Origin of the sequence: Brevundimonas sp. EYE_349 (assembly GCF_023147505.1) — a bacterium.
GTDB lineage: Bacteria > Pseudomonadota > Alphaproteobacteria > Caulobacterales > Caulobacteraceae > Brevundimonas.
The window spans coordinates 22,932-44,784 of the sequence record NZ_JAHXPB010000010.1; the positions used below are offsets into that span (position 1 = coordinate 22,932).

At 67.6% G+C, this 21,853-nt stretch carries 24 protein-coding genes; 9 read left to right on the forward strand and 15 right to left on the reverse strand.

The window, feature by feature from the left end:
* Positions 1-63: 63 nt before the first annotated feature.
* From fabB to KZX42_RS15560, 3 genes are all read right to left on the reverse strand, one after another.
* The gene (fabB, locus tag KZX42_RS15550; protein ID WP_248120834.1) at positions 64-1,281 is read right to left on the reverse strand and encodes a beta-ketoacyl-ACP synthase I; all 1,218 of its coding nucleotides are present in this window, start codon (positions 1,279-1,281) and stop codon (positions 64-66) included.
* Positions 1,282-1,344: 63 nt separating this feature from the next.
* Entirely contained in the window at positions 1,345-1,881 is a 537-nt protein-coding gene (fabA, locus tag KZX42_RS15555) for a 3-hydroxyacyl-[acyl-carrier-protein] dehydratase FabA (protein ID WP_248120836.1), read from the reverse strand.
* A gap of 70 nt (positions 1,882-1,951) precedes the next feature.
* Positions 1,952-2,524, reverse strand: coding sequence for an SH3 domain-containing protein (locus tag KZX42_RS15560; RefSeq protein ID WP_248120838.1), 573 nt, complete (start codon positions 2,522-2,524; stop codon positions 1,952-1,954).
* A gap of 67 nt (positions 2,525-2,591) precedes the next feature.
* Between KZX42_RS15560 and KZX42_RS15565 the strand changes: the two genes are divergently transcribed.
* A complete protein-coding gene (locus KZX42_RS15565; protein WP_248120840.1) occupies positions 2,592-3,578 on the forward strand; it encodes a D-glycerate dehydrogenase in 987 nt (328 codons plus the stop codon).
* A gap of 44 nt (positions 3,579-3,622) precedes the next feature.
* Here KZX42_RS15565 and KZX42_RS15570 read toward each other — a convergent pair whose 3' ends face one another.
* Positions 3,623-4,825 carry a DUF6880 family protein gene (locus tag KZX42_RS15570; RefSeq protein ID WP_248120842.1) on the reverse strand — a complete coding sequence of 401 codons (1,203 nt, stop codon included), beginning with the start codon at positions 4,823-4,825 and terminating at the stop codon, positions 3,623-3,625.
* 121 nt (positions 4,826-4,946) lie between these two features.
* Here KZX42_RS15570 and KZX42_RS15575 point away from each other — a divergent pair, with 121 nt between their 5' ends.
* Positions 4,947-5,213 (forward strand): hypothetical protein, encoded by a 267-nt coding sequence (locus KZX42_RS15575; RefSeq protein WP_248120844.1) that lies wholly within the window; start codon positions 4,947-4,949, stop codon positions 5,211-5,213.
* Between the two features lie 4 nt (positions 5,214-5,217).
* On the opposite strand, the gene moeB is transcribed toward KZX42_RS15575, so the two are convergent.
* The 3 genes from moeB to KZX42_RS15590 form a co-directional block, all read right to left on the reverse strand.
* Positions 5,218-5,952, reverse strand: a complete 735-nt coding sequence (gene moeB, locus KZX42_RS15580; RefSeq protein WP_248120846.1) for a molybdopterin-synthase adenylyltransferase MoeB — start codon at positions 5,950-5,952, stop codon at positions 5,218-5,220.
* A 44-nt stretch (positions 5,953-5,996) separates the two neighbouring features.
* Complete coding sequence (locus tag KZX42_RS15585; protein ID WP_248120849.1) at positions 5,997-6,407, reverse strand: BLUF domain-containing protein; 411 nt, start codon at positions 6,405-6,407, stop codon at positions 5,997-5,999.
* Positions 6,408-6,486: 79 nt separating this feature from the next.
* A complete protein-coding gene (locus KZX42_RS15590) occupies positions 6,487-6,885 on the reverse strand; it encodes a BLUF domain-containing protein (protein ID WP_248120850.1) in 399 nt (132 codons plus the stop codon).
* Positions 6,886-7,017: 132 nt separating this feature from the next.
* On the opposite strand from KZX42_RS15590, the gene hslV reads away from it, so the two are divergent.
* On the forward strand, positions 7,018-7,590 hold the full coding sequence (gene hslV / locus KZX42_RS15595; protein ID WP_248120852.1) for an ATP-dependent protease subunit HslV: 573 nt from the start codon (positions 7,018-7,020) through the stop codon (positions 7,588-7,590).
* A gap of 9 nt (positions 7,591-7,599) precedes the next feature.
* On the opposite strand, the gene KZX42_RS15600 is transcribed toward hslV, so the two are convergent.
* Positions 7,600-8,181, reverse strand: a complete 582-nt coding sequence (locus KZX42_RS15600; protein ID WP_248120854.1) for an ATP-dependent Clp protease proteolytic subunit — start codon at positions 8,179-8,181, stop codon at positions 7,600-7,602.
* On the reverse strand, positions 8,181-8,387 hold the full coding sequence (locus KZX42_RS15605; protein WP_248120856.1) for a hypothetical protein: 207 nt from the start codon (positions 8,385-8,387) through the stop codon (positions 8,181-8,183). Before KZX42_RS15605 ends, KZX42_RS15600 begins: the two co-directional genes overlap by 1 nt.
* Positions 8,388-8,551: 164 nt before the next feature.
* Between KZX42_RS15605 and hisS the strand changes: the two genes are divergently transcribed.
* A complete protein-coding gene (hisS, locus tag KZX42_RS15610) occupies positions 8,552-10,042 on the forward strand; it encodes a histidine--tRNA ligase (RefSeq protein ID WP_248120858.1) in 1,491 nt (496 codons plus the stop codon).
* Positions 10,043-10,397: 355 nt separating this feature from the next.
* Here the strand turns inward: hisS and KZX42_RS15615 are convergent, their stop codons facing one another.
* On the reverse strand, positions 10,398-12,521 hold the full coding sequence (locus KZX42_RS15615) for a M13-type metalloendopeptidase (RefSeq protein WP_248120861.1): 2,124 nt from the start codon (positions 12,519-12,521) through the stop codon (positions 10,398-10,400).
* Between the two features lie 155 nt (positions 12,522-12,676).
* On the opposite strand from KZX42_RS15615, the gene KZX42_RS15620 reads away from it, so the two are divergent.
* Together KZX42_RS15620 and KZX42_RS15625 are read left to right on the forward strand one after the other, a co-directional pair.
* Positions 12,677-14,515 carry a cation:proton antiporter gene (locus KZX42_RS15620; protein ID WP_248120863.1) on the forward strand — a complete coding sequence of 613 codons (1,839 nt, stop codon included), beginning with the start codon at positions 12,677-12,679 and terminating at the stop codon, positions 14,513-14,515.
* A gap of 196 nt (positions 14,516-14,711) precedes the next feature.
* Positions 14,712-15,353, forward strand: coding sequence for a TetR/AcrR family transcriptional regulator (locus KZX42_RS15625; RefSeq protein WP_248120865.1), 642 nt, complete (start codon positions 14,712-14,714; stop codon positions 15,351-15,353).
* Between the two features lie 63 nt (positions 15,354-15,416).
* Here KZX42_RS15625 and KZX42_RS15630 read toward each other — a convergent pair whose 3' ends face one another.
* The 3 genes from KZX42_RS15630 to KZX42_RS15640 are packed head-to-tail and all read right to left on the reverse strand — an operon-like array spanning position 15,417 to position 16,851.
* A complete protein-coding gene (locus tag KZX42_RS15630) occupies positions 15,417-15,998 on the reverse strand; it encodes a Smr/MutS family protein (RefSeq protein ID WP_248120867.1) in 582 nt (193 codons plus the stop codon).
* Positions 15,995-16,234 carry a helix-turn-helix transcriptional regulator gene (locus KZX42_RS15635; protein WP_087121176.1) on the reverse strand — a complete coding sequence of 80 codons (240 nt, stop codon included), beginning with the start codon at positions 16,232-16,234 and terminating at the stop codon, positions 15,995-15,997. Before KZX42_RS15635 ends, KZX42_RS15630 begins: the two co-directional genes overlap by 4 nt.
* Positions 16,235-16,257: 23 nt before the next feature.
* Entirely contained in the window at positions 16,258-16,851 is a 594-nt protein-coding gene (locus tag KZX42_RS15640; protein WP_248120869.1) for a DUF2975 domain-containing protein, read from the reverse strand.
* 455 nt (positions 16,852-17,306) lie between these two features.
* On the opposite strand from KZX42_RS15640, the gene rdgB reads away from it, so the two are divergent.
* Both rdgB and hemW read left to right on the forward strand, forming a co-directional pair.
* A complete protein-coding gene (gene rdgB, locus KZX42_RS15645) occupies positions 17,307-17,909 on the forward strand; it encodes an RdgB/HAM1 family non-canonical purine NTP pyrophosphatase (protein ID WP_248120871.1) in 603 nt (200 codons plus the stop codon).
* Between the two features lies 1 nt (position 17,910).
* Complete coding sequence (gene hemW, locus KZX42_RS15650) at positions 17,911-19,068, forward strand: radical SAM family heme chaperone HemW (RefSeq protein WP_248120993.1); 1,158 nt, start codon at positions 17,911-17,913, stop codon at positions 19,066-19,068.
* On the opposite strand, the gene KZX42_RS15655 is transcribed toward hemW, so the two are convergent.
* Positions 19,065-20,720, reverse strand: a complete 1,656-nt coding sequence (locus KZX42_RS15655; protein ID WP_248120873.1) for a GNAT family N-acetyltransferase — start codon at positions 20,718-20,720, stop codon at positions 19,065-19,067. The two genes, hemW and KZX42_RS15655, sit on opposite strands and share 4 nt — an antisense overlap.
* 156 nt (positions 20,721-20,876) lie before the next feature.
* Between KZX42_RS15655 and KZX42_RS15660 the strand changes: the two genes are divergently transcribed.
* Positions 20,877-21,380 carry a hypothetical protein gene (locus KZX42_RS15660; protein ID WP_248120875.1) on the forward strand — a complete coding sequence of 168 codons (504 nt, stop codon included), beginning with the start codon at positions 20,877-20,879 and terminating at the stop codon, positions 21,378-21,380.
* A 145-nt stretch (positions 21,381-21,525) separates the two neighbouring features.
* On the opposite strand, the gene KZX42_RS15665 is transcribed toward KZX42_RS15660, so the two are convergent.
* Complete coding sequence (locus KZX42_RS15665; RefSeq protein ID WP_248120877.1) at positions 21,526-21,768, reverse strand: GlsB/YeaQ/YmgE family stress response membrane protein; 243 nt, start codon at positions 21,766-21,768, stop codon at positions 21,526-21,528.
* Positions 21,769-21,853 lie beyond the last annotated feature (85 nt).

Sequence of the window (21,853 nt, forward strand, 5' to 3'; positions counted from 1 at the left end):
GTCACGCCCCCTACCGTCATCCTCGGGTCAAGCCCGAGGATGATAGGGCCTGAGCGTAGCGCCTCAGACCTTCGACAGGATAAGCGTCCCGTTGGTGCCGCCAAAGCCGAAGCTGTTGGACATGATGTGGGTCAGTTCGCCGTCATGACGCTGGCGCAGGATGGGCATGCCGTCGAACGCCGGATCGAGGGTTTCGATATGGGCGCTCTCGGCGGCGAAACCGTTCTGCATCATCAACAGGCAGTAGATGGCTTCCTGCGCGCCTGCGGCGCCGAGCGAGTGGCCCGTCAGCGACTTGGTCGAGGAGATCATCGGCATCTGGTCGCCAAAGACGGCGCGCACGGCCTCCATCTCCTTGGCGTCGCCCACCGGGGTCGAGGTGCCATGCGGGTTCAGATAGTCGATCCGGGGATTGCCTGCCTGTTCCAGCGCGATCTTCATGCAGCGCTGGGCGCCCTCGCCGGAGGGGGCGACCATGTCATAGCCGTCCGCGTTGGCGCCATAGCCGGTGACCTCGGCATAGATGGTCGCGCCGCGCGCCTTGGCCCGCTCGTATTCCTCCAGCACCACGATGCCCGCACCGCCCGCGATGACGAAGCCGTCGCGATTGGCGTCATAGGCGCGCGAGGCCACCGACGGATTGTCGTTGAAGTCGGACGACATGGCGCCCATGGCGTCGAACATGTTCGACATGGACCAGTCGATGTCCTCGCAGCCGCCGGCGAAGATCACGTCCTGCTTGCCCCACTGGATCTGTTCGACCCCGGCGCCGATGCAGTGGGCCGACGTCGCGCAGGCCGAGCTGATCGAATAGTTGATGCCCCGCATCTGGAACCAGGTCGACAGGACCGCCGACGGACCCGACGCCATGGCCTTGGGCACCGCGAACGGGCCGATGCGCTTGGGCGCGCCCTTTTCGACCGTCGTGGCCGCCGCCTGCAGGATGACCTGGGTCGAGGGGCCGCCCTCGCCGACGATCAGGCCGATGCGGTCGTCGCGGATTTCCTCGGCCGTCATGCCCGACGACTTCAGCGCCTCTTCGAAGGCGATGTGCGCCCAGGCGGTGCCGTTGGCCAGGAAGCGGGCGGCGCGGCGGTCGACCAGTTCTTCCCACGGGCCGATCCGGGGCGGCGCCCAGACCTGGCTGCGGAAGCCGTATTTGGCGTGATCGGGGGCATGAACGACGCCCGAACGGGCCTCGCGCAGCGATTGGGTGACCTCTTCGGCGCCGTGGCCGATGGAGGAGACGATGCCCAGGCCGGTGACGACGACACGACGCATGGTGTTTCCTTCTTATGCTTCTCGACCCGGAGGTCTTCCGCCCTGTTGACGGTATATAGGCGCTCAGGCCGCTGTCGGCTCGTCTTTGGCGGCGCCGAACAGGCCCACCCGCATGTCGTTGCAGGTGTAGATGACCTGGCCGTCGGCCTCCAGCACGCCGTCGGCGATGCCCATGACCAGCTTGCGGTTGATGACGCGCTTCAGGTGGATCTTGTAAACCACCTTCTTGATGTCCGGGGTGACTTGGCCGGTGAACTTGACCTCGCCGACGCCCAGCGCACGGCCGCGCCCCGGTCCGCCGATCCAGCCCAGGTAGAAGCCGACCAACTGCCACATGGCGTCCAGCCCCAGGCAGCCGGGCATGACCGGGTCGCCGATGAAGTGGCACTGGAAGAACCAGAGCTCGGGATTGATGTCGAGTTCGGCCTCGACATAGCCCTTTCCGTGGTCGCCGCCGTCCGCATTGATCGTGACGATGCGATCGAACATCAGCATCGGCGGGGCCGGCAGCTGGGCGTTGCCGGGACCGAACAGCTCGCCGCGGCCCGAGGCCAGCAGGGCCTCGTGATCGAAGGACGAAGGATATTGGGACTGGGTCAAGGCGCTTCCGTTTCTTAAAGGCGTTGCGCGCGGGTTACACGACCACGCCGCTTCGCTCAACAGCGGCGCGTCAGCTCCGGCCCGTGCCAGCAGGCCGGTTGGCGTTGCACAGCGCCCGTTCCTGGGTTCCGAACACGGCGCGTTGCGGCGCCCAGCCCTGCATCCGGCGCGCCCGGACCTTGCACCAGCCGTCCTCGCATTCGTCCAGGGCGATCAAGGCGCGCGGCGACAGGCGCGCACGCACCGAGGCCGTCTCGGATCGGCCCGAACGGATCGGGATTTCCTCGGCCGTCGTGTTGAAGACATAGCGCCGGCCCGACGACACCGTGCGGTGGATCCAGGCCACGGCCCCGTCAGGATCGCAGATCTTGCGCCATTCGCTGGTCTCAGCGATCACCTGCACCGGCAGGCCCGCGGCGCGATATTCCCATAGGATAGGGTAATCCAGCCCTGGCCCCTGGCGCGCCCGCACGTGCGAGGACTTCAGCGAGATCCAGCGCGGCACCTCCAGCCCCGTGGGCGTGGGGCGGCCGTCGGGCATGGTGGCGCCCGCCCCGGCCATCACGGCAAGACCCGTCAGGGCGAGGACCACGACCATGCGGCGTCGCAGGCTTTGGAAGATGGTGGCGGCTTTGCTAGACACTGGATGGAACGACCCGTCGCGCGGGCTTTCGTCCCGAAGAACCGCCGCCCGCAAACCAAGGCCGAGAATGTCCGCCCGCAAGCTTAAGGTCGTATTAACCAGACGCCTGCCCGACGCGGTGGAAACGCGGATGCGCGAGCTTTTCGACGCCGAGCTGAACCTGAAGGACCAGCCGATGGACCGCGCCGCCCTGCAGGCGGCCGTCCAGCGCGCCGAGGTTCTGGTGCCGACCATCACCGACGTCATTGACGCCGACCTGATCGACGGGGCGGGCGACCAGCTGAAGATGATCGCCAACTTCGGCGCGGGCGTGGACCATATCGACATCGACGCCGCCGTAGCGCGCGGGATCGTCGTCACCAACACCCCCGGCGTCCTGACCGAGGACACCGCCGACCTGGCCATGAGCCTGATCCTGGCCGTCAGCCGCCGCATCGTCGAGGGCGCCCAGGTCATCGCCGACAACCGATTCGAGGGCTGGACCCCCACCTGGATGTGCGGCCGCAAACTGTGGGGCAAGCGGCTGGGTATCGTCGGCATGGGCCGGATCGGCCAGGCCTTGGCCCGGCGCGCCAAGGCGTTTGGCCTTCAGGTCCATTATCACAACAGAAAGCCCGTCTCGGCCCTGATCGAGGAGGAGCTGGGCGCGACCTACTGGGACGATCTGGACCAGATGCTGGCCCGCATGGACATCGTGTCGCTGAACTGCCCGGCGACGAAGGACACCCACCATCTGCTGTCGGCCGAACGGCTAGCCCGGCTCCAGCCCCACGCCATCCTGGTCAACACCGCGCGCGGCGAGCTGATCGACGAGGCGGCCCTGGCCCAGGCGGTGGCGATGCGGGCGATCTCGGGCGTCGGTCTGGATGTGTTCGAGAACGAGCCGGACATCCACCCCGGTCTGCTGGGCCAGCCGAACGTGGTGCTTCTGCCCCACTTGGGCTCGGCCACACTCGAGGCGCGCCAAGACATGGGCGACCGCGTCATCGCCAATGTCATGACCTATCAGAACGGCCATCGCCCGCCCGACCGCGTCATCCCGGCGATGCTCTAGGCCGGCGATGCTCTAGGCCGGCGATGCTCTAGGCCGGCGATGCTTCAGGCCGAGGCCAGCAGCCGTTCGGCCGCGTCGGGGTATTTCTGCGCCAGCCGCGCCGCCCAGTCGGCCTTCAGCGGCAGAGGCGAACGGACCTCCCTGATCCGGCGTTCGACCAAGGCGGCCGCCTCGCGGTGGGCGGGCCAGTCCATCAGGAAGCCCAGCGCCGTCTCCAAGTCCGCATGGGCCGCCGCATGCGCCAAGGCCCGATCCAGCGCCTCCACATCGTCGAAATCGGGCAGGCGCGCCAGATAGGCCCGCAGCACGGGCGCCGACAGATCGCGCTCAAACAGCGCCCAGCGCAGATCCTGCGCCTCGTCCTTGCGCCCCTCCGCCTCCATCAGGTCGATCGAGGCCGCCTCCCAGGCGGGCGTCAGGCGCGGCGTCCCCTGCGGCGAGCGGCCGAAGGTCCAGCGCCGATTGGCCGGCGACGGCGACAGGGCGGCCTCCAGCGCCTGGCGCGCCTCGGCCACGCGACCCGCGATCAGCAGCCGCCGCGCCATCGCGGCGGCGAAATCGGGCGAGCCGCGCTCCTCGGGCGTGACCAGCGACAGCCACAGGTCCAGGTCGTCGGCCCGGTCCGCCAACCGCCGCACCACCGTCCGCATCCCGCGCACGCCCGACTCGACGTCCAGCCCCTCCAGCAGGCGCCGCGCCAAGGCGGGCGTCAGCGCCTCGCCCGCCGCGCCGATCCAGCGGGCGTAGTCCAGCGGATGGGCCTGAACGGCGTCGGCCAGGATTTCGGCGATGGCGGGATCGGCCTGGACCGCCGCATCGGCCGCCTGCCACAGGGCGGGTGCCCCCGTTTCGAACAGGTCCGCAACCTCGGCGCGCGGATCCTTGACCCGCTGCGTCAGGCCGCGAAACAGGTCGAACCAAGCCATGCGCCGCACCACTCCCTCCGCGGGCGCCAGTCGGCTCAAGGTCTCCACGCCCTCGCTCAGCACCGACAGGTCGCGGATAAGGTCCGGCCGCTTTCGCCACGACACCCGCGCCCGGCTGGCCGCCACGGCCGTCAGCCGTTTGTCCAACTCCAGCGCCAGGGCGTCGGCCCCCGCCTCCGCCGCCAGGATCAGCCGCAGGCGACGCTTCAGGATCGGGTCCGCATCGGCCGCCTGCATCAACAGATCGCCCAGCCGATCCGCCCCCAGCCCGGTCAGATTGGCGGCGTTCAGGCGTTTCGGCGCGGGGGGTCGTCGGGCCATCCGGCCTCCTTTTTCACAAGTCTGTCGAGCGCCCCTTATACGGCTGTCGAAAACCACGGGCAGGAGCGGAACCGCCGCAGACGAACTTCGTTTCCGGCGTCCTGATTGAGGAAGTGTCGCGTTGGATTCCTACTATTGCATCGTCAATCTGCCCGGCGTGCCGGTCAGGGACATCTGCGTTCTGGACGCCTCGAACGACCAGATCGCCAATCAGGCGCTGGAGGCCGTGGCGCGCAACTGGATCGGGTTCGAAACCCTGTACCTCTACTGCGGCGAACGTCTGGTGACGGTGTTGAGCAACCCGGCCCTGGGCTTCGCTGCGCCCCTTCCCGATCGGGATCTGGCCGACCTGGATCTGGCCGACATCCGCTTCGCCACCGCCGCCTGAGCGGTCAGCCGCACACTGGACAGGCCGGGTCGGCGGCGACCCGAACAGTTCGCGCCACACCCTTCAGACCGTCATACAGCAGCAACCGCCCGGTCAGCGCCTCGCCCGCGCCGGTCAGAACCTTGATCGCCTCCAGCGCGGCCATGGACCCGATCACGCCCGCCAACGCCCCGATCACGCCCACGCGGGCGCAGGTCTCGGCGTCCGGCGGGATTTCGGGAACCAGACAGCGATAGCAGGGCCGCCCCACGAACACCCCGACCTGTCCGCTCCAGCGGCCCAGGGCGCCAGACACCAGCGGCCGCCCGGTCGCGACGCAGGCCGCATTCACCCACAGCCGGGTCTGGAAATCGTCAGTCCCGTCCAGCACCAGGTCATAGGCGCCGATGCGCTCGGCGGCGTTGGCCTGGGTCAGGCGTTCGGCGTGGGTCTCTATCACGACATGGGGGTTCAGCCCCGTCAGCCGATCCGAGGCCGCCTGAACCTTGGCCTGCCCGACCTCGGCGGTCGAAAAGGCGATCTGGCGCTGAAGATTGGACAGGCCCACGACATCGTCGTCGATCAGCCCCAGCGCGCCGACGCCCGCCGCCGCCAGATAAAGGGCCGCCGGCGCGCCGACGCCGCCCACGCCGACGACCAGCACACGCGCGCGTTTCAGCGCCTGTTGCCCCGGCCCGCCCACCTCGGACAGGACCAGGTGGCGCGCATAGCGTTCGACTTCGTCTTCGGAAAAGATCACGCCCCCATCTAGCGATACCGATGGCGGATCGCGAGGGGCGCCGGTCAGACCGCCTTCGGCTGGGTCGGCGAAAGGGCGGTCAGCATCCTATGCAGGGCGTCTTCCATCTCGTCCTCGTCCGTGTCCGCGCTCAGAAAGCGCGCCACGTCCGGCGTCGCCTCGACGCGCGCCATGGCCCAATCAGGGAACATACGCGCCTCCACGCGCCGGTCGGACAGGACGGCCAGATTGGTGTGACGCCCATCGGATCGCACGCGCGTCAGCGTGCGATCAAGATCGACCCGCGCGCCCTCCAGCACCTGCAGGAAACGCCCTTCATGCCGCATCAGAACGCCCGTCAGCTGGTCCCGGCGATTGTTGCGGTCGGACACGCCTATAATGTCCACCAGCGGCATCAGGCCCGATGCGGCCGGTCCGGCGGCCTCGCTGACATAGACGATACGAAACAAGGCCATAACCGAACTCATACGCAACTGTGGGCCGAAACCCCGCCACGACTGCTAGGGCATGAGCGTTAACAGAATGCAGCACCGATCAGGCGGCCTGACGTCGGACCTCCCCGCACAACAGGCGTTCCAGCTCGATGGGTTCGAGGGCGTTCAGCGCCCGGCCAGCCAGCGCCAGCTCGACCTGATGGGGCGTCAGGGCGCACATCCGAATCGGCTCGGTGGCCCGACGGTGGATGACCGGGCGGTCGCCCAGAAGGTGCAGATCGCCCTGACCGTCCGCCTGCATACGGCGCAGCGCGCGGTCCACGTCGACGCGCGCGCCTTCGATCATCTGCACCAGCCATCCGGCGTGGATGAGCATCACGCCGCTGATCTCATCGCGTCGATTGTCCATCATGGCTTCGCCGAGACGTTCAGCCGCAGCACGACCGTCAGGCGCGATCCCGCCGACCAATTCTCTCGCGATGACGAGGCGATAGAGCAACGCGCGTTCCAATTAATGCAAGGCTTGGGGAAGGACGTTGCCCTTATATCGACGACTTCGGTCGAAATATGACACTGTTATGAAAGCGTGGCACGACTTGATCGGGCGGCCCCGCCTGTCCATCTGTCGGTTATGACCCGATCCTTCGACGCGACCGCCTCTTCCTTCCCCGACTGGCATGGCACCACCATACTGGCGGTGCGCAAGAATGGGCGCACCGTAATCGCCGGCGACGGGCAGGTCTCGATGGGCCCGACCATCGTCAAGGGCGCGGCGCGCAAGGTGCGGACCCTGGCGGGCGGCAAGGTTCTGGCGGGGTTCGCCGGCGCGACCGCGGACGCCTTCACCCTGATCGAACGTCTGGAAGCCAAGCTGGAGCAGTATCCCGACCAACTGGCCCGCGCCTGCGTCGATCTGGCCAAGGACTGGCGCACCGACCGTTACCTGCGCCGCCTGGAGGCCATGCTTCTGGTGGCGGACAAGTCGTCGATCTTCACCGTCACCGGCGTCGGCGATGTGCTGGAGCCGGAATACGGCGTCGCAGCCGTAGGGTCGGGCGGCAACTACGCCCTGTCGGCCGCCCGGGCCCTGATCGAGGAATCCGAGCTGGACGCCGAACAGATCGCCCGCAAGGCCATGAAGATCGCCGCCGAGATCTGCGTCTACACCAATGGAAATCTGACGGTGGAAACGCTGGACGCTTGACCCTACGGGTCAGATCACGTCGGCGATCAGGCCCAGGGTCTTGGCTTCCTGCGCCTCGATGTACCAATTTTCCGGCGCACGCTTCAGCACATCGTCCATCGTCACCGACGATCCGCGAACCAGGTTCTCGAACCCTTCGTTCTGGATGGCGATGGAGTGTTCCAACTCATGCAGCACCGCCTTGACCGACGCGATGCAGGTCGTCAGCGGCCCGGCGATGTGCAGTTCCTTGTCCATCTTGCGTTCATGGATCATCACCCGCGTGCCGCGCGTAAGATAGCGGTTCTCGACGGCGAAGAAGCTCATAAAGGTCGCGCCGGCCGAATAAATGGCGGCCTTGCCCAGGAAGACCAGGCGGCGCGACGGATTGATGTCGCTCTGGAACCGGACGTCCTCGCCCATCATGCGCGCTACCTCGGGATCGCCGCCCAGGGTCGACAGTTCGATCAGCGTCAGCCCGGTCTTGGGCGCCTGCGCCAACTGATCGCGGAATCGGTCGTACATGGCGTAGTCGACGGCGCCGGCCAGCAGAATGCGCGGCGTGTCGAAGGCCTCGGCGGTCAGGACGCCGGTTGGGGCGGGATGCGACATCAGGTTTCGGACGACGAGGCGGCGTCTTCGCTGACCGGATAGCCTTGTGCGGAAGCCCAGGACTTCGCCTCGCCGATGGAGAAGAAGGCCTGGTCGCGAATGCGCCGAGACCCCTCGGTGTCCACCAGCTCGCATTCCCACCAGCGGATCGTGCGCCGGTCCGACGTGTTGCAGGTGCGGGCTACGATGAGGGCGTGTGGCGTCATGGCGCTCAACAACGAAACCGGTTCGCCCAGGTTCCGCCCCAATACGATTTATCTTCGCCTAAACAAACGCCTGTGTGCGATCTCAGACATTCGGGGAGCAGCGGCGCGGTGGTGGCCCGACCATGGAATTTGCGGTCAACCGCCCCTTGGCTTAAGCGCGCGGCATGACTGACGACACCCCCATCCGCCCCCTCGCCCGCAATCCACGCGGTTTCGCCGACAAGCGCGGGCGCGACCTGACCGCCGAACGCCGCATTGTTGCGCGCGTGTCCGAGGTCTATGAGCGTTGGGGCTTCGAGCCGCTGGAGACCCCGGCCTTCGAATACGCCGACGCCCTGGGCAAATTCCTGCCGGACGCCGACCGCCCGAACGAAGGGGTCTTCGCGCTGCAGGACGACGCCGGTTCGGACGAGCCAGGCGACTGGATGGCGCTGCGTTACGACCACACCGCGCCCCTGGCCCGGTTCGCGGCCCAGACGTGGGAGACCCTGCCCAAGCCGTTCCGCCGCTATGCCTATGGGCCGGTCTGGCGCAACGAGAAGCCCGGCCCCGGCCGCTTCCGCGAGTTCTGGCAGTGCGACGCCGACACGGTCGGCTCGGACCGGCCCGAGGCGGACGCCGAGATCATCGCCATGGCCTGCGAGGGCCTGCGAGGCTCCGGTCTGGACGCCGGACAGGCCCAGATCCGCGTCTCGAACCGCAAGCTGTTCGACGGCCTGTTCGACGCGGGCGGCGTGACCGAAGCGGGCCAGCGCCTGACCGCCCTTCGCGCCATCGACAAGTTCGACCGTCTGGGCTGGGACGGCGTGGTCCAGCTGTTGGGCGAAGGCCGTCTGGACGACTCGGGCGACTACACCAAGGGCGCGCAACTGCCGACCAGGGTGACGGCGGCCATCGAGGCCTTCCTGGCCTCGGCCAATACGCCCGGCCTGTCGCGGGCCCAGACCCTGGACGCCGTGGCGCGCTCCGGCGATCTGGGCGCGGCGGGCGAGGCGGCGCTGAACGAACTGGCCGCCATCGACCGCGCGCTGAACGCCATGCGGGTCGATCAGGATGCGGTGAAGTTCGATCCGACCATCGTGCGCGGTCTGGAATATTACACTGGCGCCGTGTTCGAGGCCGAACTGCTGCTGGACACCGTTGACGACAAGGGCCGCCCCGTCCGTTTCGGCTCCATCGGCGGCGGCGGGCGCTACGACGATCTGGTCGCCCGCTTCACGGGGCAGAGCGTGCCGGCGACCGGCTTTTCCTTCGGCGTCTCGCGTCTGGCCTCGGCCCTGCGCGCGGCGGGGCGCGGCGCCGAGGACGCCGTGCGCGGCCCGGTCGTGGTCATCGTCTTCTCCGAGGACGACATGGCCCACTATCTGAACGCGGTCGCCGAACTGCGCGCCGCAGGCGTCGCGGCCGAGCTTTATCTGGGTCGCGCGGGCATGAAGGCCCAGATGAAATACGCCGACCGGCGCGGCGCCCCCGCCGTCGTCATTCTGGGCGGCGATGAGATCGCGGCGGGCGAGGTGACCATTAAGGATCTGGACGCCGGACGCGCCGCCGCCGCCGCCATCGCCGACAACGACGCCTGGAAGGCTGAACGTCCGGGCCAGATGAAGATCGCCCGCGAGGGCCTGGTCGCCGCCATCAAGGGCATTATCGAATAAGCTTCGATAATTCGCGGGCGCTAAAATGACTTATCAGCGATAAGTCGAAGAAAGTTCGACTCTGGCGAAACGGGCCGTTGACGACCGACCGGCCCTTGCGTCAAATGAACTCACTCGAGGGCAAGCGTTGCTCAAGCGCGCAGCACTCGAAGGCGTTTCGGGGAGGAAACGTCCGCTCTTTAAAGAGCAAGATAGCCCGCTGCGATGTATCCCCCGCAGCGGGCTTTTCTATGCCTGAAATCCCTGTCCGCCCTCGCTTTGCCGCCCGCGCACGCCGCGCATCGGGGCCATGCGTTGACCATGAAAAAGGCCGGGGCGAACCCCGGCCTTTCCCGTCTATCCAAGAGCCATCGTCTTACCAGATGCGAACGCGCTGGTCCGGCGTCAGATAGTATTTCGCGCCAGGCCGGACGTCGAAGGCGTCGTACCAGGCGTCCACATTGCGCAGCGGACCGATGACGCGGAACTGGGCGGCCGAGTGCGGGTCGGTGGCGACCTGCTGTTTCAGCGCCTCGTCGCGATACTTCGACTGCCAGACCTGGGCCCAGCCGTAGAAGAAGCGCTGATCTCCGGTCGTGCCGTCGATCACCGGCGCGGCCTGGCCGTTCAGCGACAGGTGATAGGCCTCAAGACCCACGGCCACGCCCGAGGCGTCGCCGATATTCTCACCCATCGTCAGGCCGGGGTTGATGTGATAGCCGGCGATCGGCTCGTAGGTGGCGTATTGCTCGCCCAGACGCGTGGTCAGGGCGTCAAACTTGGCCTTGTCTTCGGCGGTCCACCAGTTGCGCAGCACGCCGTCGCCGTCGGACTTGGAGCCCTGGTCGTCGAAGCCGTGGCCGATCTCGTGGCCGATCACGCCGCCGATGCCGCCATAGTTGACCGCCGCATCGCCGTTCGGATCGAAGAAGGGCGGCTGCAGGATGGCGGCCGGGAAGACGATCTCGTTATTGGCCGAGTTGTAATAGGCGTTGACCGTCTGCGGGGTCATGCCCCACTCGGACTTGTCGACCGGCTCGTTCAGGCGCGACAGGTCGTAGTTCCATTCGAAAAGGCCGCGACGCTCGGCGTTGCCCACCAGATCGTCGGCGCGGATGTCCAGGCCGGAGTAGTCGCGCCACTTGTCAGGATAGCCGATCTTGACGGTGAATTTGCGCAGTTTCTCCTGCGCCGCCGCCTTGGTCTCAGCGCCCATCCAGGTCAGGTTTTCGATGCGGTGCGACAGGGCGGTGCGCAGATTGGCGACCAGTTCTTCCATCTTGGCCTTGGATTCGGCCGGGAAATACTGGGCGACGTAAAGGCGGCCCGTCGCCTCGCCCAGCGAACCCTCGGCGAAGGAGATGGCGCGCTTCTCGCGGGTGCGCTGCTCGGGTTGGCCCGACAGGTCGCGCGAACGGAACTCCCACTGGGCGTCCGAGAACCGCTTGGACATCAGCGGCGCCATGTCGTCGGCGGTGTGGAAGGCTTCCCACGCCTGCAGCAGGGCCACCGGCGTTTCGGCGTAGATGGCCGCGATCTTGGGCATGGCCGTGTCCTGACGCACGATCAAGCGCGACACGCCGCCCAGCTTGGCGGCGTCGTAATAGTCCTGCCATTCGAAGCCGGGCGCCTGCTGGGCCAGCTGAGCGATGGTGAACTCGTTATAGGTCTTGTCGCGATTGCGGTTCTCGACAGGGCTCCAGTGGGCCTCGGCGATCTTCTGTTCCAGGGCGACGATCTGGGCGGCGGTCTCGGTAGGGTTCTCCCAGCCGATCATCGTCAGCATCCGGCCGACATAGGCCTGATACTTCTCCTTCTTGTCCGCATAGCGGGCGTCCAGATAATAGTCGCGGTTCGGCAGGCCCAGGCCCGACTGGCCCGTTGAGACGACATAGCGGGTCGGCTGTTTCGCATCGATGGTGATGCCGGTGCCGAAGAAGGACGAGCCGAAGCGGCCGACCGTCTGGCCCATATAGACGGCCATCTTCTCATGGCTGTCGGCGGCGCGGATCGCCGCCAGATAGGGTTGCAGCGGCTGGGCGTCCAGTTGCTCGATACGCGCCTCGTCGATGTATGAGCGATAGGCGTCGGCGATCTTGGCTTCGTCCGAACCGGCGGCTAGATCGCGGCGCGCGGCGAGCCCCGTCACCAGCTCCTTCATGCGGTTGTCCGACAGTTCGCGCAGCAGGGCGAAGGAGCCGTAGCTGGTGCGGTCCGACGGAATGACCAGCTTCTCCAGCGCCTTGCCGTTGGCGAACTGGAAGAAGTCGTCGCCCGGCTTCACCGCCGTGTCGCGGCCCGCCATGTCGAAGCCCCAGGTTCCATAACGCGGAGCCTGCGTGCCCTGCCAGCCCGCGGCGGTCTCCTCGCCCGAGAACAGGGAGACGATCGAACAGGTCTCGTCGATGCAGGCGTGGTCGTGGTCGGCGTCTTGAGCGAAGGCGGCGCTGGCGGGCAGCAGAAGGGCGCCGACGGCGGCGCCGATAAGCAGTCGTTTCATCACTGGATCCTAGGCTCCGCCCCGGAAATGGGCGGTTCGGCGCGGACCCTAGACCCGGTTGGGGGTGTGTCGCCTTAAAAAAAATTCATGAAGGCGCTGCGACGTCTCGCCACGGTCGCCGGTTCAGGGTCAGATGCACCGACGACGGAGGGGCGATGCACGGACACGGCGGGGATTATAAGGATCTGGTGGTCTTCTTAGCCGCCGCCGGGGTCATGGTGCCTCTGGTCAATCGGCTGAAAATCAGCCCGGTGCTGGGTTTCCTGGCGGCGGGGGTGGTTTTGGGGCCCGACGGTCTGGCCCGGTTCGCCCACGCCCTTCCCTTCCTGTCCTATTTCACCATCAGCGATCCGGGACAGCTGGCGCAGCTGTCGGAATTGGGCGTGGCCTTCCTTCTATTCATGATCGGGCTGGAGCTGTCGTGGGAGCGGCTGCGAGCCATGCGCCGGCTGGTGTTCGGCCTGGGGCTGATGCAGGTGGCCGCGTGCGCCGCGGTCCTGGCCGGAGGCTTCATGCTGATGGGCCAGACGCTGGCCAGCGCCGTGGTTCTGGGCATGGGGCTGGCCCTGTCCTCGACCGCCGTGGTCATGCCGGTTCTGGCGGAACGCGGACGGCTGAAGGGCGTGGTCGGCCGCTCGACCTTCGCCATCCTGCTGGCCCAGGACCTGTCGGTGGCCCCCATTCTGATCACCGTCACCGTCCTGGCGGCCGTGGCCCAGCAGGGGGGAGCGCTGGAAGCCGCCATCCTGGGCCGGTCGCTGTTCACCCTGATCCCGGCGGCGGTGGGGCTGGGTCTTCTGGTCCTGCTGGGGCGGTTGGTTCTGCGGCCCATGTTCCGGTCGGTGGCCAAGGCGCGCAAGGCGGCCCAGGGCGGGGAGCTGTTCGTCGCCGCCAGCCTGCTGGTTGTCGTGGGCGCCGGTCTGGCGGCCCAGGCCAGCGGCCTGTCCATGAGCATCGGCGCCCTGGTCGCCGGGGTCCTTCTGGCCGAGACAGAGTTCCGGCGCGAGGTCGAGGTGTCGATCGAACCGTTCAAGGGGCTGCTGTTGGGCGTCTTCTTCGTCGGCGTCGGCCTGGGGCTGGATCTGGACGCCATCGCCGCCGATCCGGTCGGCGTCTTCGGCCTGGCCCTGGCCCTGACCGCGGTCAAGACCGGCGTCATCTTCGCCCTGGCGCGGTTGTGGGGGCTGGGCGCGCGGCCCGCGTTGGAGACAGCCCTGGTCCTGGCCCCGGCGGGCGAGTTCGCCTTCGTCGTCTTCGCCACCGGGATGGTCGAAGGCCTGGCTCCGACCGGCCTGACCAACACCGTCGCCCTGTCGGCGACCGTCAGCATCTTCTCCATTCCGCTACTGGCCATGATCGGTCAGAAGCTGACCAAACGGACAGGACCGGACACGGCGGTCCTACCCGACATCCCCGGCCCGGCGGCGGCGGACGGCGCGGTCATCATCGTCGGATTCGGCCGGGTGGGCCGTCTGATCGGCGAGATGCTGAAGGAACACGACCAGCCCTTCATCGCCCTGGACACCGACGCCGCCGCCGTCTCCATCGGCCGTCGCGACGGATTCGAGGTCTTCTATGGCGACGCCGGTCGGCGCGAGATGCTGCAGCACTGCGGCGTCCAGTCGACCCGCGCCCTGATCGTGACCATGGATACCCCCGCAAAGGTGGACGAGGTGGTCCAGGCGGCGCGGGCGATGCGCGACGACCTGATCCTGATCGCCCGCGCCCGCGACGACCAGCACGCCATGCGCCTGTACGCCCTGGGCGTGACCGACGCCGTGCCGGAGACGACCGAGGCCAGCCTGCAGCTGGCCGAGAACACCCTGGTCGATCTGGGCGTGCCGATGGGTCTGGTCCTGGCCTCGATCCACGACCGGCGCGACCAGTTCCGAAAGGCCTTCCAGGCCGCGACGCCGGTCGAGCGCCGTAATCGCCCCAGCCGCGCCCTGCGCCGCACGGCGCGGCCCGTCCGCCCCGAACCCAACGCCGGCTAAGGGTTGATACCTAGCGTCGTCCGGCGGACCCATTTTCGTCATGGTTCCGTGATGCAAGCGCACCATTGCTATTCCTGCGCCGATAGGGCGGAAAGCGCCTGTCCGTCCCGGCACCGGGGCCGCGATCTTCACCTCAAGTCGCCTTCGGGCCCGCCTGCGGCGTCCGAGACTTAAAGTAGAGTAAAAGCCTGAATTCATGACTGATACCGTCGCAACCCTCGCCGTCGAACCTCGCTTGAACCGCCGCCAGGCCGCCAAGATCCGCACACGGCAAAAGGTTCTGGACGCCGCCCGCTCGCTGTTCGCCGAGCGGGGCTACGAACCCGCCACCATCCGCGACATCGCCAAGGGCGCGGGCATGTCCACCGGCGCCGTCTTCGCCAACTTCCAGGACAAGGCCGAACTGTTCGAAGCCGTCCTGACCGAGGACATGACGCGCTTGGCCGAGGTGGTCGAGGCCGCCGCCCCGGCGGGCGAGCCCGTCCGCCAGCGTCTGCTCAGCGCCTTGACCGCCGGCTATCAGTCGTCATTGGAACATCTGCCGCTGTTCCAGGCCATCGTCGCCCGCTCGTGGTTCCAGCCCCTGGCCGCCGAGATGCGCGCCCGCGCCGCGACCAAGAATCTGCTCTTGGCCATCGGCGGCATTCTGCAGGACGCCGTGGCCAAGAACGAGCTGAGCAAGGACGCCGACATCCGCCTGTTGGTCGAACTGATCTGGGACGCCTATCTGTCCAACTATCGCCGCGCCGCCTATGACGAATGGGACGCTCAGGCCCTGTCGGACCATATGGGCAAGCAGATCGACGTGATCCTGGCCGGCGCCCTCGCCGCCAAATAGGCCGACGACAGACCGCTTCGAAAGGCCGGGTCCGCCAGCGCGGGCCCGGCCTTTTTCCATGGGTCAGACGCGACGCTTCAGGGTGACGTAGAAGGCGCCGTTGCCGCCATGCCTCTGGTGGGCGGTGGTGAAGCCGGACACCACGCCGCGCAGGGCCGGCGACTGCATCCACTCGGCGAAGGCCGAACGAATCACGCCGCCGCCCATCCGGCCCTGGCCGGTGATGACCAGAACCGCCCGCATCCCGCGCGCCTGGCACGAGGTTAGAAAGCCGCGCAACTGATCCTCGGCCTCGAACCGGCCGAAGCCGTGCAGGTCGATGCGCGCCTCGATGGGATCGCGTTCGCGCGACAGCCGCTGCTTGCGGCGCGGCTCCAGCGCTTCCGGCGCCGGCTTGGGGCGTGTCGGCGAGACCCGCGGCTTGTCGATGGGCGAGGCCGGCGCCGGGCGCGAGGGCTTCGGCGCCGGACGCAGGGGGACTGGCGACGTCGGTGCGATGACGGGCGGCGGCGTCTCCGCGCCCGGCGTGACGCGCGCGGCCTTTCGCGCGCGCGGCGGAGCGACCGAGTTGGAGACCCGGGTCCAGATGCGACGGTCCTCGGGCGTCAATCCGTTGTCGTCGCGCCCCGGCCCCTTTCGCCTCATGCCGCCTCGTCGTCCTCGAACACGTCGCCCGGACCCGGCTCGTGCGCCAACAGGTCGCCGGGTTGGCACTCCAGTTCGCGGCACAGGGCGTCCAGGGTCGAGAAGCGCACCGCCCTCGCCTTGCCCGTCTTCAGAATCGACAGATTGGCCACCGTCACGCCGACACGATCCGCCAATTCGGTCAGGGACATGCGGCGTTCGACAAGAACGCGATCGAGCTGGACGCGAATGGCCATGCGGAAATCCTAGTCGAAACGGCTCAGATCGTCAGTTCGGATTCGCGGCGCAGGCGCGCACCCTCGCGGAACACCTCCGCCAGGACGAAGACGATCAGGACAGAGAATATGGGGGTCAGCAGTTCGCCCAGGCCTTGCGGGTCCATCACCCCGGGCGCCAGTCGCTTGGCCACGAACCCCTGCGCCAGCCAGACGCCGCCGGTCACCACCGCCAGGGTCAGGCCGATCTGGCGCAGACGGCGCACATTGTCAGGCTGGAAGGGGTCGCCCATGGCCAGGGTGCGGATTATGCGCCGCAGGCTGCGCAGGATCAGCATGAAGCCGCCGAAATAGGAGGTCGCGGCGCCAAGGCCGAACAGCAACAGCGTGCGGGTCAGCGGCAGTTGCTTGCCGCCGGCGTCGCCGCTGACGGTGATGTTCACATTGTCCAGGGGAATGAAGATGGCCGCGATCACCAGCAGCAGCAGAACCCCGGTGATCAGCCACAACAGCACATAGGCCACGTCCAGCACCATCTTCAGCACGCTGGACACCGATCCCGGCCCCATGGCCTTCAGCCATGTCAGGGATCGCGCCTCGCCTCGCTTCGTCGGATGTCGCGGCGTCGGCAGGCGCATGGCGGTTCTGGTCTCAGGTCTGAAGAGGACGGGCGGCGGCCGCGCGGGGTGCGAAGAACCCGCGCGCGGCTCTATACATCGCGGTCTTCATGCAGATCGTCAAAACTCTCGTGATCGAAATGGCGTAAGGATCAGAAGGCTTGCATCAGCACGGTCACGAGGGCGGTCGGCAGGGCGGCGATCAGAACCGTGCTGACGAAAGCAGCGCCGACCCTGTCCAGCCACATCGAGGTGTTCATCGTATGCATCTTAGTTCTCCGTCTTTCCTGAAGGACGATTATCGCCCGGTTTGTTTTTGTGATCGCACGAACCTTTCGGCTTTGACCGAAATCAAGAACGCTGCGACCTCGTTCTCGATGATCGAGAGATAGGCCGTGCGAGATGGAAAAGCACGTTACATATCGTTTAACGATATTAAACTTTGGCAATAGACTGTTTCAGAGGTAGGAGCGCCTATGAACCTCAAGCTTATCAAGGGGATGCGGATCGTGGTCGCGACCCACAATCCGGGCAAGGTCCCGGAAATCTCGGCCTTGCTGGGCGGAGATTACGAGATCGTCACAGCGGGCCAGCTGAACCTTCCCGAGCCGGACGAAACCGAGACCACCTTCGCCGGCAACGCCATGCTGAAGGCGCGCCATGCAGCCGAGCGGTCGGGGGAGGTGTCGCTGGCCGACGATTCCGGCCTGTCGGTCGCGGCGCTTGACGGAGCGCCGGGCATCTTCTCGGCGCGCTGGGCCGGACCGGGCAAGGATTTCGCCGTGGCCATGACCAAGGTTGAGCAGCGCCTGGAGGAGATCGGCGCGACCGACCGCACGGCCTGGTTCACCTCGGCCCTGGCCGTCGCCTGGCCCGACGGCCCCTGCGTCGTGGTGGAAGGGGTGGTCGACGGTCATCTGACCTTCCCGCCGCGCGGCGACCGGGGCTTCGGCTACGACCCCCTTTTCATTCCCCAGGGCGGCGACCTGACCTTCGGCGAGATGGAGCCGGCGGCCAAGGACGCGATCAGCCACCGCACCCGCGCCTTCGAAAAGCTGAGGGCCGTCCTGATTGACTGACATGCCGCCGCCCGATCCGGGGTCGGACGTCGCCCTCTATGTCCACTGGCCCTATTGTTCGCGCATCTGCCCCTATTGCGACTTCAACGTGGTGCGCGACCGGGGACGGGCGGCCGAGCAGGCGGGGCTGGCCGCCGCCATCGTTCAGGATCTCCAGGCCCAGCGGACGCTGACTGGGCCCCGGCGGCTGGCCTCCATCTTCTTCGGCGGCGGCACGCCCTCGCTAATGGCGCCTGAGGCCGTGGCCCGCATCGTGGAGACGGCCCAGCGTCTCTATCCGCCCGCCGGCCGGATCGAGATCACCCTAGAGGCCAATCCCACCGACGCCGAGGCCGCCCGCTTCGCCGCCGTGGCCCAGGCCGGGGTCAATCGCCTGTCGATGGGGGTTCAGGCGCTGGACGACGACGCCTTACGCTTTCTGGGCCGCGATCATTCGGCGGCCGAGGCCTATCGCGCGGTCGACCTGGCGCGCCAGGTCTTCGACCGTCTGTCCATCGACCTGATCTACGCCCGACCGGACCAGACGCCTCGGGCCTGGGCCGCCGAACTGACGACCGCGCTGGACCTGGGGTTCGAACACGTCTCGCCCTATCAACTGACGATAGAGCCGACCACCGCCTTCGGCCGGGCCTTTGCGCGCGGAACCCTGATCCCCCCGGACGAGGATGTCGCCGCCGCCCTTTACGAGACCACCCAGGCGGTTCTGTCGGCGGCCGGTTTCGGGGCCTATGAGGTGTCCAATCATGCGCGCGGCCCGGCCGCGCGCTCGGCGCACAATCTGCACGTCTGGCGCGGCGGCGACTATCTGGGCCTGGGCCCCGGCGCCCACGGGCGGCTGACGCTGGGCGGGGTCAGGACCGCGACCGTCGCCCACCGCCGCATCGCCGACTATGTTGCGGGCGTGGAGGCCTCTACGCCGTGGTCGGACCGCGAAACCCTGTCGCCCGCCGATGCGGCGGAGGAACGGTTCCTTCTGGCGCTGCGGACCACCGAAGGCGCGCCGGCGGCCCTGTTGTCGGCGCTGGGCCTGTCGCCCGAGGCCGCGCCGGTCGCAGACCTCATCGCGGACGGATTCCTAACGCTGCGCCAGGGCCGGCTGATCGCCACCGACCAGGGCCGACCCGTTCTGGACGGGGTGCTGAAGTCGCTTCTGACCTAGCTCTTCTTCAGACCCAGCATTCCCAGCCAGCCGCCGCTGGTTAGCAGGGCCACGTCCAGCAGGGCCAGAGGCAGGGGCGTGGAGACGGGCGCGGCGATGAAGCGCGAGCGCCAGTCGGGCGCGAACTTGGCCTTGTAGCTGCGCAGGCCCTGGAAGCCGTAAAGCGCGCCCCCCTCGTCGAACACCAAGGCGCCGACCCGGGCGAACACCGGCGCGATCCGCCGATCCTCCAGTCCCGCCAGCGGCGCCATGCCAAGGTCGAAACTGGCCAGACCCTGATCCTTGGCCCATTGGGCGCAGCGGATGAACAGATAGTCCATCACCCCATGCGGCGCGTCCGGGTGGTGGCGCATCAGATCGACCGCCGCCTCGTCCGGCGCCGTCAGCAGATTGGCGAAGGCGACGATCCGTCCGCCCTCCCTCACGACCGCCAGCGGCGTCAGGTCCAGATAGTCGACGTCGAAACGTCCCAGGGAAAATGCCTTTTCCGCCCCCTCATGCATGGCCAACCACGCATCGGACACCGCCTTCAGTTCGTCGGCGATGGGACGCGCGGAGCCCGGCGGCAGGATTTCGAAGGTCGCGCCCTCGCGTTCCGCCCGGTTGATGGCCGTCCGCAAATTCTGCTTGGACTTGCCTTCCAATGAGAAGGCGGCGGTGTCGATCACCGCCGTCTCGCCGACCTTACGCACCGCCAGCCCCATGGTGGCCAGGTCGCCCAGCGCCTCTTCGCTGACGGAATAGAAGACCGCCGCCCCGCCGTAGCTGTCGGCCATTTCGGCGAAGGACCACAACAGTTCGCGCCTTTCGGACTTCAGACCCGCCGGCTCGCCCATGGCGATCCACCGCCGCCCGCGCACGCGATAGGCCAGGAAGCTGCCGCCGGAGGGGCTGAACATCAGCGCCTTGTCGCCCAGCATGGCCAGCCAGGCCTCGGGCGTCGCCGAATCCGCCGCCGCCAGCGCCGCGCGCGCGCGTTCGATGTCGGCAGGCTTCGCCGGACCGTGGCTGTGGGCGCCAGGCGAGCTGAGCAGCGACCGGCCCGCCACCACCAGCGTCAGGATCGCCAGCACCAGGCCCGCGCGCAGGAAGCCCGACGCCTGGCGATCGCTGAGGAAGCGCCACCACAACTCGTCATTATAATCGACGTCGCGATAGGCGAAGAAACCCAGCCACAACATGGCCGCGACCACCGCTGTCAGCAGCAACAGCCAGCTGGGCCGCAGCGGCTCGCTGAGGCGTGAGCGTCGGTTGAAGGCGGTGCGGCAGGGCGCGAGCAGGGCGGCCACGATCAGCAGGTCGGTCGCCTGTTGCCAGTCCAGCCCCTTCAGCACCGAGAACACCGCCCCGATCCCCAGCACGGCCAGCGCCGCCCAATAGGCGCCGCGCCGACGCCGCCATAGACCCGCTGACAGCATCAGCAGAAGAAAGCCCGCGATGCTGCCCACGAAATGGGACAGGTCCACCAGAATTGGCGACACCACCCCGGTCAGCTTGCGCAGACGGTCGTCGAACTCGGGCGTCACGGCCGAGACCAGCATCAGGGCGCCGGCCCCGAAGGCCAGGACCGCGAAGACCAGCGGCGTAAGCTCATAGGCCAGGCCCAGAAGACGGCGGATAAGGCCTGAGGTGTGCGCGGGGCGGTTGGACAAGCAGGAAGCCTTCGATTCGCAAGCGCCCGACCATAGACCAAGAATCGTCCAACCGGGGCGCTCACAAGGTCATTTCGGGGCGGATGAAACAATCGGTAACGCGGGGAGTATATTGGGGTGCGGGCGTCGGGCCCGCGTAACAGGGGACAGTTTCCCATGACCATCAAGACCGCTCTTCTGGCCAGCGCCGCCGCCTTCATGTTCGCCGCGCCCGCCCTGGCGCAGGAAACGCCTGCACCCGCTCCGACCGAGGCGCCCGCTGCGGCCGCCGCTTCGCAACAATCGCTTTCGCTGAACCCAGGCATGACCGTCAGCGGTCCTGACGGCGAGCTCGGCAAGCTGGAAGGCGTGCAGAACAACGCCGAAGGCAAGCAGGAACTCACCGTGCGCGGCGCCGATGGCCAGCTGCGCGCTGTGCCGCTGAGCGGCATCCGTCAGGAAAACGGCGGCGTGGCCGTGGCCTACACCAAGGCCGAATTTGACGCCGCAGCCGCAATCCCTGGCGCCCCGGCGGCCCCCGCTCCGGCGGCTGATCCCGCCGCTGCTCCGACGACGCCGGCCGCCGATCCGGCAGCCCAGCCGACCGATCCGTCGGCGACGCCGCCGACCACGGCCCCGGATGCCGCCGAACCGACCCCGGCGCCGACCGAACCGAACTGATCGGTCGATAGACGACGAAACAAGGGCGGTCGGGTCATCCCGACCGCCCCTTTTCGTATCTGAAGTCGGGCCTCATCCGCGTCATGACGCAGCAAAAAGGGGCGGCTCCCGCGAGCCGCCCCTTCTTCATGTGATGCCGATGTGATCAGGCGCGACGCTTGATCAGACCCAGCAGGAACAGCAGGATGACGGCGCCGATGGTGGCGATGACGGTCGAACCGATCCAGCCGCCCCAGCTGATGCCCAGGGCGCCGGCGACGAACCCGCCGATCAGGGCGCCGATGATGCCGACGATCAGATTGGTCAGCAGGCCGTGGTTGCGGCCCATGATTTGTTCCGCGAGCCAGCCCGCGACGATGCCGATGATGATCCAGGCGATAATGCCCATGGTGAAAACCCTTCCTGTAAAAGCCAAGCTGTCGCTTTAAATGCGCCTCAATCGATCCGGTTGCGCCGCGTGCGCCAGGAATGAC